Below are 14192 nucleotides of genomic sequence, written 5' to 3'. Positions count from 1 at the left end.
CCCCACAAGGGGGAGGGTCGAACCAAGAAGCAGCCGCATCATCCGCCCACCGCCCTGAGCAGCGCGCGCGAAATGATGTGGCGCTGGATTTCCGACGTGCCTTCCCAGATGCGTTCGACGCGCGCGTCGCGCCAGATGCGCTCGAGCGGCAGGTCGTCCATCAGGCCCATGCCGCCATGGATCTGGATCGCCTCATCGGCGACGAAAGCCAGCATCTCGGTGGCCTTGAGCTTGGCCATCGCCATGTCCTGGTCGGTCACCGTGCCCTGGTCGTATTTCCAGCCGGCCTCCATCACCATCAGTTCGGCTGCCTTGAGCTCGGTCGCCATGTCGGCGAGCTTGAACGACACGCCCTGGAACTTGCCGATCTGCTGGCCGAATTGCTCGCGTTGCGCGGCATAGTCGATGGCGTGGCCAAGCGCGCGTTCGGCGCGGCCGAGGCAGGTAGCGCCCACTTGCAGCCGCGTCGCGCCAAGCCAGCTGTTGGCTACCTCGAAGCCCTTGTGCACCTCGCCGAGCACTTGGGCTCCCGGCAGGCGGCAGTCGTCGAACTCCAGCACCGAATTGGTGTAGCCGCGATGCGAGACGTTGCGGTAGCCGTCACGCACGGTGAAGCCAGGCGTGCCCTTGTCGACGAAAAACGCGGTGATCTTCTTGCGCTTGCCGCGTGGTGATTCCTCCTCGCCGGAGGCTATGAAGACGATGGCGAAGTCGGCGATGTCGGCGTGTGAGATGAAATGCTTGGTCCCGTTGAGCACCCAGTCGCTGCCATCCTGGACAGCAGACGCCTTCATGCCGCGCAGGTCGGAACCCGCCCCCGGCTCGGTCATGGCGAGACAGTCCGACTTCTCGCCGCGAATGCAGGGAAACAGATACTTCTCGCGCTGCTCAGGCGTGCCTGCGAGCAGGATGTTCGACGGGCGCGCGACGCAGGTCCAGTGCAGCGCATAGTTGGCGCGGCCGAGCTCCTTTTCGTAGAGCAGCCATGTCAGCGTATCGAGCCCGGCGCCGCCGACATCGGCCGGCATGTTGGCGGCATAGAGTCCGGCGGCGATCGCCTTTGCCTTGATCTCCTCGATCAGCTCGCGCCGCAGGTGGCCGGTGCGCTCGACCTCCAGCTCATGGGGATAGAGCTCGTTTTCGACAAAGGCGCGCGTCGTGTCGACGATGAGCTGCTGTTCCTCGGACAGACCGAAATGCATGACTTCACCTTCCAAATTTGTCGTGCCTCCTTCGAGGCTCGCTCCGCTCGCACCTCAGGATGAGGGAGGCCAAGCGAGGCGCTTCCGGCCAAGAGATCACAGGATAGGCGTTCCTCGTCCCGCGGCACCCACGGTCCTCATCCTGAGGTGCGAGCGGAGCGAGCCTCGGACGCACCTGCATCGTCTCAGCCCTTCTTCTTGGCCGCAGCCTTCTTCACCGGCTTGCTTGCCTTGGCCTTTTCGGCGGCCTTGGAGACCTTGGGCTTGGCTTGGGCGGCGAGTTGTTTCGTGTAGTCCTTGTAGAGCGCGCCGGCGCCCCAGCCCTTGCCCTTGTTCTGCTTCGACAGCGCATCCATGATCGCGACGAGATTGTCGTCGCGGATCTTTTCCAGCTCGCGGATCGACCACTTGTCGGACTGCTCGTCCGACTGGGTGGCGATCAGGTCGACAAGCTCGTCGTTGAACTCCGGCACGTCCATCAGCTTGGTCCACGGCCATTTCAGGCACGGCCCGAACTGGGCCATGAAGTGGCGCATGCCCGCCTCGCCGCCAGCGACCCGATAGACCTGGAACATGCCCATCTGGGCCCAGCGCAGGCCAAAGCCGTAGCGCATGATGTCGTCGAGTTCCTCGACCGAGCAGATGCCGTCCTTGATCAGCCACAGCGCCTCGCGCCATGCCGCCTCCAGCAGGCGGTCGCCGACGAAGGCTTCGATCTCCTTGCGGATGACGACCGGCTTCATGCCGATCGAGGAATAGATCTCCTTGGCGACTTCGATCGCTTCAGGGAACGTCTGGGCGCCGCCAACGATCTCGACGATGGGCAGGAGATAGACTGGGTTGAACGGATGCCCGACCACCAGTCTTTCAGGGTGCTTCTTCATCGCCACCTGCATGTCAGACGGCTTGATGCCCGAGGTGGACGAGCCGATGATCGCATTGGCAGGCGCATGTAGATCGATCTCGGCCAGCACCTTGTGCTTGAGGTCGAGCCGTTCAGGCACGCTTTCCTGGATGAAGTCGGCGTCCGCCACGGCTTCCGCGATGGTCTTGGCGAAGGTCAGCGTGCCTTCCTTGGGCAGGCCGCCGGGCAGCATCTGCTTGTAGGCGCGGCGCGCGCCCTTCATCACTTCGCCGACCTTGCGGGAAGCCTCCGGATCGGGATCGAAGATCGACACGTCGATGCCGTTGAGCAGTAGCCGCGCCACCCAGCCGGCGCCGATGACCCCGCCGCCGATGGCGGCTGCTTTGGAAATTGTGCTCACGAAAATACCCCTCCCGGCAGATTTGAACTTGCAGCGATCAAGCCGCCAGCGGCGCGCGCTTGACAAGGTTGAGCTTCTTGCGCACCTCTTCCGGCCCGATCACCCGCGCGCCGAGCGTCTCGATGACTGTCACCGCCTTTTCGACCAGCTGCGCGTTGGTGGCGAGCACGCCCTTGTCGAGCCAGAGATTGTCCTCGAGGCCGACGCGCACATTGCCGCCGGCCAGCACAGCGGCCGCCGCATAGGCCATCTGGTTGCGGCCGAGCGAAAAGGCCGAGAAGGTCCAGCTCTTCGGTACGTTGTTGACCATCGCCATGAAGGTGTTGAGGTCGTCGGGTGCACCCCACGGCACGCCCATGCACAGCTGCACCAGCGCGTCGGGCGCAAGCACGCCCTCCTCCACCAGCTGCTTGGCGAACCATAGGTGGCCGGTGTCGAAGGCCTCGATCTCGGGCTTGACGCCCATCGCGGTCATCATGCCGCCCATGGCGCGCAGCATGCCCGGCGTGTTGGTCATGACGTAGTCGGCTTCGGCGAAATTCATCGTGCCGCAGTCGAGCGTGCAGATCTCCGGCAGGCACTGGCGCACATGCTCGACGCGGTTGGTGGCGCCGCCCATGTCGGTGCCGGCCTCCTTCAGCGGCAGCGGGGTCTCGACGCCGCCGAACACCATGTCTCCGCCCATGCCGGCGGTCAGGTTCAGCACCACGTCGACGTTTGCTTCACGGATGCGCTCGGTCACCTCGCGGTAGAGATGGATGTCGCGGCGCGGCTTGCCGGTATCGGGGTCACGGACGTGGCAGTGGACGATCGCAGCTCCCGCCTTGGCCGCCTCGATGGCCGAATCGGCGATCTGCTTGGGCGAGCGCGGCACCAGATGGCTACGATCCTGCGTGCCGCCGGACCCGGTCACGGCACAGGTAATGAAAACCTCGCGGTTCATCTCGAGCGGCATCGCATTCCTCCCTTACGAAACTTGACGGATCATCGCGCCGCTTGCGTCGACTTGTTTTGCGTTTTACGAAAGGCAAATGGCAAAAAGCGAAAAGCCGACAATCTTTCGCGAGGAGCGCTCGCCGCTCAAGGTGACGATGCTGGTGTTCTCCGGCGCGTCCATCATGTGCGTGGCGTCGGCCGTCGACCCGCTGCGCGCCGCCAACCGCATCGCCGGCGAGACGCATTTCGACTTCCGGCTGGTTTCCGCCACCGGCGAACCGGCGATCACCACCTGCGGCCTGCCGGTGGCGGTCTCGAGCGCCTTCGACCCCGACGAGGCCTGCGACGTGCTGATGGTCATCGCCGGCTTTGGAACGCAAGGTTACACCACGTCGAAGCTGCTGGCCGGCATCAGGCGCTGCGCCCGCCAGGCGCGTGCGGCCGGCGGCATCGAGGCCGGCACCTGGCTCGTCGCCCGCGCCGGGCTTTTGGAAGGCCGCGCCGCAACCACACACTGGGAGGACATGGAGGATTTCGCCTCGGCATTCCCCGATGTCGAGGTCCGCCCCGACCGCTACATCATCGACGGGCCGGTGTTCACCTCGGGCGGTGCGGCACCAACCTTCGATCTGATGCTGCATCTGGTGCGCTCGCGCCTCGGCATGGCCACCGCGCTCGATGTCGCCAGCGTCTTCATCTACGACCAATCGCGTGCCGCCACCGACGCGCAACCGCTGGTCTCCCTCGGCCGGCTCGACGGCTACGACCCACGTCTCGCCCAGGCGATCCGGCTGATGGAAGCGCATGTCGACCAGCCGCTGACGATTGCAGCGATTGCCAAACGTGCCGGCGTGACTGCCCGCACGCTCGAAAGCATCTTCCGCGCCTCGATCGGCGAGACGCCCGGCGCCTACTATCTCAGGCTGAGATTGAATGCGGCGCGAAGGCTGGTGGTCGACACGCGTGTCAGCATGGCCGAAGTCGCCGAGCGGACCGGCTTTTCCTCCGCCGCCGCATTTTCCCGCAGTTTCTCGAATGCGTTCGGAACGGCCCCGGTGAGGATGCGGCGGGGGTGAACGGCACCCTAAAGGCTCGGTCTCGCGGCTTCAGACCCCCACCCTCAATCCCTCCCCACAAGGGGGAGGGAGGCTTTGCGTCGCGCCATCAAATGGTGAGAACATCTTGCCTGGACTAAGCAGCTTGAGAATCCCCTCCCCTTGTGGGGAGGGGTTAGGGGTGGGGGTAACCTCGTACGCACCTGCGAGAAGTAGGATGCAGGCCACGGCGGCTAGCCACGCTTGCGAAGGATCCAATCCACCGCACCGGGCAGATCATCCACCACCGCAGTCGGATGTGGCGCATGGCGGCTCTCGTCGCCGGCGCGATACTTGCCGGTTCGCACCAGAAGGGCCGAGCCGATGCCCGCCCTCAGGGCACCGGCAACATCGCTTTCGGCGTCGTCGCCGACCATCACCGCTTGCCCCAGCATGCAGTCCAGCCCGGCAAGCGCCGCGTGGAAGAAGTCGCGCGACGGCTTGCCCAGCACCGTCGCCTGCTTGCCGGCGGCGAATTCGAGCGCCGCGACGAAAGCGCCGGCATCGAGGCTAAGCCCGCCATCGGCGTCCTTGAAGGTGCGGTTGACCGCAAGCGCGACAAACTCGGCACCGTCGATGAGCTGGCGGAAGGCGACGTTCATCGCGGCATAGGTGAAGGCGTCGGCGGCATCGCCGACCACCACGGCCCTTCGGTCGCCGAACATCTTGCCGGCGAATTCGGGCACGAGGTCTGGATGGACCAGCAGCTGCGGCGCGCAACCTTCACGGGCGAGCCACTCGACAGCCGCGCGCGCCGGCGTGAACAATTCTTCGTCGCCGACGGCAACGCCAAGGCTGGCAAGTTGCGCAACGATCGCCCGGTGCGGCGAACGCGTCGTGTTGGAGACGAAACGGATTGGCAGGCCCTCGGCACGGAGCCGCCCGATGGCTGCCACCGCGCCTGGTATCGGCGTGTCGCCGTCATAGACGACGCCCGAGAGATCGAGCAGCACCGCGCGTATCATGCAAGAAGGATGGCCGACCGCCCTTGGTTCGTCAAACCACGCTGTCGGGATCAGGCCGCGGCGCGGCCGTCGGTATCGATATGCGTCCGCATGTTTCGGGCAAGCACGGCCTCAAGCCGCATCGTCACCGCCCGCGTCCACTCGTCAGAAAGCTCCGGCTCCAGCGACGGAGGCGGCAGCGCCATCAGCCTGTCGACGAACGACACATCGCCAGCGCTGCCGAGCAGCGCTTCGATTGCCGGATCGTGGGTATTGCCGGTGAAAGTCTCTTGTTCCCGTCTCATGGGGCGCTAAGTCCCTGATTCGACGGGCGTCTTGAGGGCAAGAAAGAGGCAATTCGGGGGCAGGCGTGTGCGCCGGCACAGGCCTCAACCAGACCGATTCCTAGCCGGCTTTGAGCGGCTTTTCGAACAGCACCGTGGTCAGCCCGCTGTCCCACTCCTCGTCGGGATAACGCGCCGTCTCGACATAACCCATGGCGCGATAGAAGCCCTGGCTCTGCTGGTTGAAGGTATCGGTTTCGAGCCGCACCTTTGGAAAACCGGCCTGGCCGATCTCCTGCTCTGCCCGCGCCAGAAGCAGCCTGCCGAGACCGAGGCGCTGGAACCTGCCGGCGACGTGCAGTGCTTCGATGAAGTCGCCGCTCCAGTGGACCATGCCAGCGAGCTGGCCGTCGACCTCGGCCACCCAGAAGGCGAGACCATTTTCATCGACATAACGACCGCCGACATCGGACGAGAGATAGCGATCGGCAGCCGCCTCGGTGATCTCCGGCCGCCAGGTGCTCTCGAACGTATCGGCCAGCACCTGCTTCACCTCGGCGAAGTCCTCTGTCTTTGCCGGCCGCACCAAGGTGTTGCGCTTGTCCATGCTGTCGCTCCTGCTCTTAAGGCGCTCGTCTAGCAGCAGCCCTGCGTTTGGGCATCGGACAGCGCGGACAAAAAATGGCGCCAGCCCGAGGGGCCAGCGCCATCTGTGATCGCCTGCGAGCCCGTCAGACGTAGCGGTTGACGACGTTCTCCAGATACTCCTGCCGGCCCGACTTGGGCTGCGGCTCGATGCCATCAGCAACGACGCGCGCGGCGATCTGTTCGAGGCTGCGCTCGCCAGCCAGCATCGCCTTGGCTTCGGCAGAATTCCAACCGGCGTAGCGGGCGTCGAGCGGAGCCGACAGCGCCTTGTCCTCGATCATCTTCGCCGCGGCCTTGAGGCCGCGCGCGCAGGCGTCCATGCCGCCGACATGGGCGACCAGCAAATCCTCGGGATCGAGCGACTGGCGGCGCAGCTTGGCGTCGAAATTGGTGCCGCCTGATTTGAAGCCGCCGCCCGCTAGCACCTGGTAATAAGCCAGCGCCATCTCGGGCACGTTGTTGGGGAACTGGTCGGTGTCCCAGCCCGACTGGTAGTCGTTGCGGTTCATGTCGATGGAGCCGAAGATGCCGAGCGCATTGGCGGTCGCCAGCTCGTGTTCGAAGGAATGGCCGGCGAGGATCGCATGGCCCTGCTCGATATTGACCTTCACCTCGTTCTCCAGCCCGTACTTCTTGAGGAAGCCATAAACGGTGGCGACGTCGTAATCGTACTGGTGCTTGGTCGGCTCCTGTGGCTTCGGCTCGATCAGGATCGTGCCGGTGAAGCCGCTTCTGTGCTTGTAGTCGACGACGAGGTTGAGGAAGCGGCCGAGCTGGTCGAGCTCGCGGCCCATGTCGGTGTTGAGCAGCGTCTCATAGCCCTCGCGCCCGCCCCACAGCACATAGTTCTCGCCCTTGAGCCGCTTGGTGACGTCCATGCAATGCTTCACCGTCGCCGCGGCATAGGCAAAGACATCGGGATCGGGGTTGGTCGCGGCACCCGCCATGAAGCGGCGGTTGGAAAACAGGTTCGCCGTGCCCCACAACAGCTTGACGCCGGTCTTGGCCATCTTGCCTTCGAAATAGTCGGCGATCTCGTCGAGGCGCTTGGCGCTCTCGGCGAAGGTGGCGCCCTCGGGCCGCACGTCGGCGTCGTGGAAGCAGTAATAGGGAACGCCCAGCAACGAGAACAACTCGAAGGCGACGTCGGCCTTCAGCTTGGCGTTCTCCATCGTCTCGCCAAACCAGGGCCGCTCGAAGGTCTGGCCGCCGAACGGATCGCCGCCCGGCCAGGCAAATGTGTGCCAGTAGGCGACGGCAAAGCGCAGATGGTCTTCCAGCCGCTTGCCCAGCACCACCTCGTCGGCATTGTAGTGGCGATAGGCCAGCGGATTGGTGCTGTCGGGGCCTTCATAGCGGACAGGCTTGATGTCGCCGAAATAGCCGGTGCTCATGGGAGAACTCCTTTCAGTGAGTACGCATGACCGCCCGTTTCGGGGCAGTCGCCGAATTTCCGTATTCGATTACCTCAGGCGTAATTGGTTTCAGTCGAGCCTGCTGCGAAAAGGGTCGCGTCAACCAAGACGTGTCAGACGGAGAGCAGAAATGACCGACTACAACGCCATCGCCGAAGCCTACTTCGCTGCCTGGAACGAGACCAATGCCGCCGCCCGCAAGGCGCTTGTCGAGGCCGTCTTCACGACCGGCGTCAGCTATCGCGACCCGATCATGCAGGGCGACGGCCATGCCGGAATCGACGCGCTGATCGCCGGCGTGCATGGCCAGTTCCCCGGCTTCCGCTTCAAGCTCAAGGGCAAGGCCGACGGCTTCGGCGACAACATCCGTTTTTCCTGGGGCCTTGGTCCCGATGGCGCGGAAGCCGTGATCGAAGGCTCCGATTTCGCCACGATCAAGGACGGCCGCCTGGGCCTCATCACCGGCTTCCTCGACAAGGTGCCGGGCTGATCTATCGCCGTTCACATCGTCCCCCGGATCGCCGGATAAAGCTTGCGGTAGCGCTGGTAGGCCTCGTCATAGGCGCCTGCCAGCGCTGCCACCGGTTCGATGGTTTCGGCCGTGTCGGGCGGCGTGCAGACCTGGTGCGGATCGGCACCCTCGGCTGCGATGAGGCCGAGGCGCGCGGCACCGAAGGCCGCGCCGAAATCGCCGTCGGCGGGAATGTCGACCGGCAGCCCGAGTGCTGTGGCGATCGACTTCAGCCAGTAGCGCGAGCGCGAGCCGCCGCCGATGGCCGTTACCCTAGTCAGCGTCGTGCCGGCCTTGGCCAACGCCTCGAGGCTGTCACGGAAGGCAAAGGCCACGCCCTCGAGCACGGCCTGGGTAAGCCCGGCCCGGTCGATCTCATGGGCGAGACCGGTGAAGGAGCCGCGGATTGCGGCATCGTTGTGCGGCGTGCGCTCGCCCGAGAGATAGGGCAGGAATGTCACGCCCGAGGGCGCACGCAATGCATCGCCCAGTTCGCCGGTCAGTTCGGCCGCGTCCTTGCCGGTGATGTTGCTCAGCCAGTTGAGCGAATCCGTCGCCGACAGGATGACGCCCATCTGGTGCCAGGCGTTGGGCAGCGCATGACAGAACGTGTGCACGGCACTTTCCGGATTCGGCAAATAGGCGCCATTGGCGGCAAACAGCACGCCCGACGTGCCGAGCGACACGAAGGCCGCGCCCGGCTTGACCGTGCCCATGCCGCAGGCGGAAGCGGCGTTGTCGCCGGCGCCGCCTGAGATCACCACGCCCTGCCCCATGCCCCATTTCGACGCCAGTTCGCCGCGTAGCGTCCCGGCACGATCGGTGCCTTCGACCAGCGACGGCATATGTTCGGTGCCAAGACCGGTGGCGGCCAGAAGCTCAGGCGACCAGCGCCGGGCCGCGACGTCGAGCCACGCTGTGCCGGCGGAATCAGACATTTCGGAAATGTATTCGCCTGCCAGCCACAGCCGGAGATAGTCCTTGGGCAACAGCACCTTCGCCACCTTGGCGAAAACCTGGGGCTCGTTGGCCTTCACCCAGGCGAGCTTGGGCGCGGTGAAGCCGGGGAAGACGATGTTGCCTGTGATCTTGCGGAAGCGCGGGTCGGCGTCGAGGCTGGCAGCCTCGGCAAAGCTGCGCGTATCGTTCCACAGGATGCAGGGGCGCAGCACCTTTCCCGCTGTGTCGAGCAGCGTCGCGCCATGCATCTGGCCGGACAGGCCGATGCCGCGCACGGCGGCGATTTCGCGGGGATGTGCCGCCTTGAGCTCGGCGATCGCCTCTTCCGTGGCGCGGATCCAGTCGGCCGGGTCCTGCTCGGACCAGCCGTGATGCGGCCTGGAGACATCGAGTGAACCATGGCCGGAACCAATGATCTTCTGGTCGGCATCCATCAACAGCGCCTTGACGCCTGACGTGCCGAGATCGAGCCCGAGATACATGCCATTCCTCCCGAATGAGCGACGCGGACGGCAAGCGTCCGTCCTCTCACGTCATTGGTCGGCCTTCATCGCCAAACAGGCAGAAACGGCCAGGCCATCGTCCCGTTCCTCCGACGGACGCTGCTTATTAGCAAACATTCGGGGGTTGGGTCGACATTTATTTCGGAACTCGCAAAAAATAAATCGAACGCCTGTCGGCAACCGGCCAGCCGGCTCAGCCATGCGCAAGAAGCGCCGCGCGTTGGACGAACAGGCCCGACAGCGGACTTGCCGGCCGCGCATGATGGCGCGCCGCGGCCAACCTGACCGCCAGCGCGTCATTGCCGCCACGCAGCGCCGCCTCGATCAGCGTCAGCTCGATCACGTCGCGCTGGGCATGGCTGCCGCCGAAGCGGTGGGCGATGGCCCGGACAGGTTCGAGCAGCCGCACCGTCTCGCCATAACGCCCTTCGCCGAAGGCCTTGATCGCCAGCGTGACGGGGTGGCCGACATCCCTGGTGAAGGCGGCATTGTCGTCGTCGCGGGCGATCGCCTCGCGCTGGGCATCGAGCATCGCCCTGGCCGGCGTTTCCAGCCCGGCGCCGACGAAGGCCATCATCGCGTGCGCGTCGTTGAAGGCGTAGTTGCCGGCGGCGGCCTTCGGTGCCCAGTTCGCCGCGAGGCCAGCCCAGCGCGCGCCGACGTCGACGCCGCCGAGATGCAGCCGCCACAGGATCGCCGAGGCATCGACCATGTTGAGCGCCAGCTTCGACTGCGCCCCGTAGATCGGCCCGTCATAAAGGGCGAGAACCTCGTCGGTCTCGCCGAGATCGTAGTGGAACAGCGCCAGGTGCCACCAGTTGTGGACCTGGAGAAAGCTCTCCTTCGTCCAGGCGTCGGTGTTGCCGCGCATCCAGGCAATGCCGTCGCGCTGTCGGCTCTGCATCTCCATCACATGCGCCACCGCATGCTGGGCCCAGCCATCGCGCGGTTCGAGCGCCACCGCCTCGCGGCCCAACGCCTCGGCCCTGATGTAGTCGCCCATCTCCTCGAAGCCGAAGGCCTGCATGCCGAGGATGGCATGATAGCCGGGCATGCCCTTGTCCCATGACGGCATCGCCTTGGCGATGCGGTCGCGCAACATCGGGGCATTGCCGGTGAAGAAGTCGATCTGGTGCCCGGCCTGCAGCGCCAGCGCATCGGTCGGATGCTCGGCCGCCAGTTCTCCGAGGATGTGCCCGGCCTCGTGCCAATGCCCGGCCGCGAGACGGCCAAGGGCTGCGACATGCGCCTTCTCGCGCGCGGTAGCGGCAAGCCCTAGGGCGGCGGCATGGCAGTCATGTGCGACCGCCATTGCCTCGCGCTCGGTGGACAGGCCGTAGAGCCAGCCCTTCAGCACATGCGCCATGACGAAGTCGGGCGCGGCAGCGATTGCCTTGTCGGCGGAGCCGACCGGATCGCCGGCGAAGCGCTGGAGTTCGCTCACCCCGCGCTCGTAATGCGCTGCTGCCGCCTCGTCGGCGCCGCTCAGCGCAAAACCGAGCCCGTCTTTCGCCATTGCAGGTCCCTCAGTGCCCTGGCCGCGCGACCGCCGCTGCAATGCCCGCGCCGACCAGCAACGTGCCGCCGGTGCGGTTGAAGATGCGGATGGCGCGCGGGTTGGAAACGACACTGCGCGCGCGCGCCGCCACCAGCGCGTAACCGAAGGCATTGGCGAAGGCGAGCGTCAGGAAGGTCAGCTCGAAGATCAGCATCTGCGTCCAGAAATCGCCGCTGCGGTCGAGAAACTGCGGCAGGAAGGCGACGAAGAAAGTGATGCTCTTCGGGTTCAGCGCCGTCACGATCCAGGCATGCGCCATCATCTTGACGGCCGATGCGGCATCCGTGCGCGGCTTGGCGTCGAGCGACCCTCCGGCGCGAAACAGCTTGATGCCGAGATAGACCAGATAAGCCGCGCCGATCCACTTCACGATGGTAAAGATGGTGGCGGAAGCAGCGAGCAGAGCGCCGATGCCGAGCATCGACAGCGTCATGGCGGTGAAGTCGCCCAGCGCCACGCCGACTGCCATCGGCAGCGCGGTGCGCCAGCCCTGGCCGAGCGCGTAGGATACGACCAACAGAATGGTGGGGCCGGGAATGACCAGCAGCACCGCGGACGCGGCGGCAAAGGCGGCCCAGCTTTCGAACGACATGCAAACTCTCCCTCGTTGAAAACGGGATCAAGCTCCGGCTCCGCGCCGATGTAAAGCCCTTAACGGGCGGCATGTGGCGTTCATGCTTTTTCAACCATGAATGGTGAAAATGCATTCCATCCAGCCGGGGCCTGCCCCCGGTGCCTGGCCGCCCCCGCGTATAGAGTGGAACTGTGCCGTGTCGAAATCGCCGAAATCCGACCTCACCCCGCAACTCGCATCGCGCCGCAAGGTGCTGTTCGGCCTCGGTGCCGCCGGCCTTGTCGCCGGCTGCAGCCGCAGCTTGGATTTCGAAATGCCGGCGATGGGTCTCGACAACATGGCCACCGGGTCGGTTCGTCCCCAGATCAGCGTCGACAAGCAGGTCACCAGCCCCAATGTGATGTACGCGTCCTTCACCGACGAAGGATATCAGCTGCCGGAAATCCCGTTCGCCAAGGTCGACCCGAAGTTCCGCCGCCAGATCGTCGTCGATCCGACCGGCGAAGCGCCAGGCACCATCGTGGTCAAGCTGCAGGAACGCTTCCTCTATCTGGTCCAGCCCGGCGGCGAAGCCATACGCTACGGCGTCGGCATCGGCCGCGACGGCTTCTTGTGGAACGGCCGCGCCAACATCCAGTACGGCAAGAAGTGGCCGACCTGGACGCCGCCGCGCGAGATGATCGCGCGCAAGCCGGAGCTGGTGAAGTGGGCCGGCGGCCAGCCTGGGGGCCTCGACAATCCGCTCGGGGCGCGTGCGCTCTACATCTACAAGGACGGCCAGGACACCGGCTACCGTGTCCACGGCTCGCCGGAATGGTGGACGATCGGCCAGGCGATGTCGTCGGGTTGCGTGCGCATGATCAACCAGGACGTCATCGACCTCTACAGCCGCGTCAACGGCAAGACGCCGATCGTCGTCGGCTAACCGGCAACTGGGCCGGAGCGACAGCTGCGGTCGTGCCATTCTCGAAACCTTCAAAACCGGTTGAATCTCCCATTGCGTCCCTTCGCCAGAAGGGCGAATGTGCCGGAAAACAGTGCCGTTCCGGCGGCCATTTTCGGCACCCCTGGGGAGGACGACCATGCCCTCGACATTCGTGATTGCACAAGGCGGCGGACCGACCGCGGTGATCAACCAGACGATGGCGGGCGCGGTGCTCGAAATCCGCCGGCGCCATCCCAAGGCGCGCGTGCTCGGTTCGCGCCACGGCGTACGCGGCATCCGCGACGGCGACTATGTCGACCTGACCGACATAGTCGAGGAGCAGTTGCTGCGCATTGCCGCGACCCCGGGCGCAGCACTTGGCAGCACCCGTGACAAGCCCGATGCCGCCTATTGCGACCTGGTGCTTGAGGGCCTCAAGAAGGCCGACGCGCAGGCCTTCATCTACATTGGCGGCAACGACACCGCCGGCACCCAGCAGATCCTGACCGAAGCGGCGCGGGGCAGCATGGCCTTCGTGCATGCGCCCAAGACCATCGACAACGATCTCGAGGAAAACGACCACACGCCGGGCTTCATCTCAGCGGCGGAGTTCGTCGCCGGCGCCTTCCTCAGCGTCGATCTCGATTTCCGCGCCCTACCAGGCATCTATGTCGGCATCGTCATGGGCCGCCACGCCGGCTTCCTGACCGCCGCGGCCGCCGCCTGGCGCGACGAAGACACCGACGGGCCGCATCTGATCTACGTTCCGGAGCGCGCCTTTTCGGTGCCGCGCTTCATCGACGAGGTGAAGGAGACGCTGGCCCGCCATCGTCGCTGCGTCGTTGCGGTCTCCGAAGGCGTGAGCACCGCCGACGGCAAGGCGCTTGTCGAGAGCATCGTGCCGGCTGACAAGCTGGAGCGCGACGCCCATGGCAACATCAAGCTGTCCGGCAGCGACCTGAGCCGGGCTTTTGAGAACGCGCTCGCCGAGGGTCTGCCCGGCAAGCGCGCCCGTGTCGACGCACTCGGCTACATGCCGCGTGGCTATATCGGCGCGGTCAACGCCGTCGACGCGCAGGAAGCTTTCGATGCCGGCGTCTTCGCCATCGATGCGGCCGACAAGGGCGGCGGTTCGGTAGCGCTGAAATACGAGGGCGGCAAGACCGTGCTCAAGCTGGTGCCGCTGGCCAACGTCGCCGGCAAGACCCGGCACATGCCCGACGACTACATGCTGCCGGACATCAATCACGTGTCTGAAAAGGGCATGGACTATTTCAGGCGGCTGGTGCCCGGCCGCTTCAAGATCGGCAGGCCGTTCGTGTGACAACCCGCCCCGGCTGGTTTTCGAAAAGCATCGTCGACAAGGCAACGAC

The 14192-nt window shown here is 65.4% G+C and carries 14 protein-coding genes; 4 read left to right on the top strand and 10 right to left on the bottom strand.

Annotated features, from left to right (window positions below; genetic code table 11):
* Positions 1-38: 38 nt before the first annotated feature.
* From J1C56_RS29730 to bcoG, 3 genes are all read right to left on the bottom strand, one after another.
* Positions 39-1202 carry an acyl-CoA dehydrogenase family protein gene (locus J1C56_RS29730; protein WP_214393542.1) on the bottom strand — a complete coding sequence of 388 codons (1164 nt, stop codon included), beginning with the start codon at positions 1200-1202 and terminating at the stop codon, positions 39-41.
* A gap of 185 nt (positions 1203-1387) precedes the next feature.
* The gene (locus tag J1C56_RS29725) at positions 1388-2467 is read right to left on the bottom strand and encodes a carnitine 3-dehydrogenase (RefSeq protein WP_214393541.1); all 1080 of its coding nucleotides are present in this window, start codon (positions 2465-2467) and stop codon (positions 1388-1390) included.
* Between the two features lie 37 nt (positions 2468-2504).
* Complete coding sequence (gene bcoG / locus J1C56_RS29720) at positions 2505-3422, bottom strand: 3-dehydrocarnitine:acetyl-CoA trimethylamine transferase BcoG (protein WP_214393540.1); 918 nt, start codon at positions 3420-3422, stop codon at positions 2505-2507.
* A gap of 76 nt (positions 3423-3498) precedes the next feature.
* Between bcoG and J1C56_RS29715 the strand changes: the two genes are divergently transcribed.
* Positions 3499-4479 (top strand): GlxA family transcriptional regulator, encoded by a 981-nt coding sequence (locus J1C56_RS29715; RefSeq protein ID WP_214393539.1) that lies wholly within the window; start codon positions 3499-3501, stop codon positions 4477-4479.
* A gap of 212 nt (positions 4480-4691) precedes the next feature.
* Here the strand turns inward: J1C56_RS29715 and J1C56_RS29710 are convergent, their stop codons facing one another.
* From J1C56_RS29710 to xylA, 4 genes are all read right to left on the bottom strand, one after another.
* Positions 4692-5450, bottom strand: coding sequence for a TIGR01458 family HAD-type hydrolase (locus J1C56_RS29710; protein WP_338001530.1), 759 nt, complete (start codon positions 5448-5450; stop codon positions 4692-4694).
* Between the two features lie 62 nt (positions 5451-5512).
* The gene (locus J1C56_RS29705; RefSeq protein WP_246592138.1) at positions 5513-5746 is read right to left on the bottom strand and encodes a hypothetical protein; all 234 of its coding nucleotides are present in this window, start codon (positions 5744-5746) and stop codon (positions 5513-5515) included.
* Between the two features lie 100 nt (positions 5747-5846).
* Positions 5847-6332, bottom strand: coding sequence for a GNAT family N-acetyltransferase (locus tag J1C56_RS29700; RefSeq protein WP_214393537.1), 486 nt, complete (start codon positions 6330-6332; stop codon positions 5847-5849).
* A gap of 124 nt (positions 6333-6456) precedes the next feature.
* Positions 6457-7767 carry a xylose isomerase gene (gene xylA, locus J1C56_RS29695; protein ID WP_214393536.1) on the bottom strand — a complete coding sequence of 437 codons (1311 nt, stop codon included), beginning with the start codon at positions 7765-7767 and terminating at the stop codon, positions 6457-6459.
* 151 nt (positions 7768-7918) lie between these two features.
* On the opposite strand from xylA, the gene J1C56_RS29690 reads away from it, so the two are divergent.
* Positions 7919-8278 carry a nuclear transport factor 2 family protein gene (locus tag J1C56_RS29690; protein WP_214393535.1) on the top strand — a complete coding sequence of 120 codons (360 nt, stop codon included), beginning with the start codon at positions 7919-7921 and terminating at the stop codon, positions 8276-8278.
* An 11-nt stretch (positions 8279-8289) separates the two neighbouring features.
* On the opposite strand, the gene xylB is transcribed toward J1C56_RS29690, so the two are convergent.
* The 3 genes from xylB to J1C56_RS29675 form a co-directional block, all read right to left on the bottom strand.
* Positions 8290-9741 carry a xylulokinase gene (gene xylB, locus J1C56_RS29685; RefSeq protein ID WP_214393534.1) on the bottom strand — a complete coding sequence of 484 codons (1452 nt, stop codon included), beginning with the start codon at positions 9739-9741 and terminating at the stop codon, positions 8290-8292.
* A gap of 214 nt (positions 9742-9955) precedes the next feature.
* The gene (locus tag J1C56_RS29680; RefSeq protein ID WP_214393533.1) at positions 9956-11278 is read right to left on the bottom strand and encodes a tetratricopeptide repeat protein; all 1323 of its coding nucleotides are present in this window, start codon (positions 11276-11278) and stop codon (positions 9956-9958) included.
* A 10-nt stretch (positions 11279-11288) separates the two neighbouring features.
* Complete coding sequence (locus J1C56_RS29675; protein WP_214393532.1) at positions 11289-11912, bottom strand: LysE family translocator; 624 nt, start codon at positions 11910-11912, stop codon at positions 11289-11291.
* 178 nt (positions 11913-12090) lie between these two features.
* On the opposite strand from J1C56_RS29675, the gene J1C56_RS29670 reads away from it, so the two are divergent.
* Both J1C56_RS29670 and J1C56_RS29665 read left to right on the top strand, forming a co-directional pair.
* A complete protein-coding gene (locus J1C56_RS29670) occupies positions 12091-12819 on the top strand; it encodes a L,D-transpeptidase (protein WP_338001529.1) in 729 nt (242 codons plus the stop codon).
* A 157-nt stretch (positions 12820-12976) separates the two neighbouring features.
* Positions 12977-14143: a diphosphate--fructose-6-phosphate 1-phosphotransferase gene (locus J1C56_RS29665; RefSeq protein ID WP_214393530.1), complete on the top strand. Its 1167-nt coding sequence runs from the start codon at positions 12977-12979 to the stop codon at positions 14141-14143.
* Positions 14144-14192 lie beyond the last annotated feature (49 nt).

Origin of the sequence: Aminobacter anthyllidis (assembly GCF_018555685.1) — a bacterium.
Classification (GTDB): domain Bacteria; phylum Pseudomonadota; class Alphaproteobacteria; order Rhizobiales; family Rhizobiaceae; genus Aminobacter; species Aminobacter anthyllidis.
The sequence above is the reverse complement of the archived record's forward strand: the minus strand, read 5'-3'. Positions and strand labels throughout refer to the sequence as shown.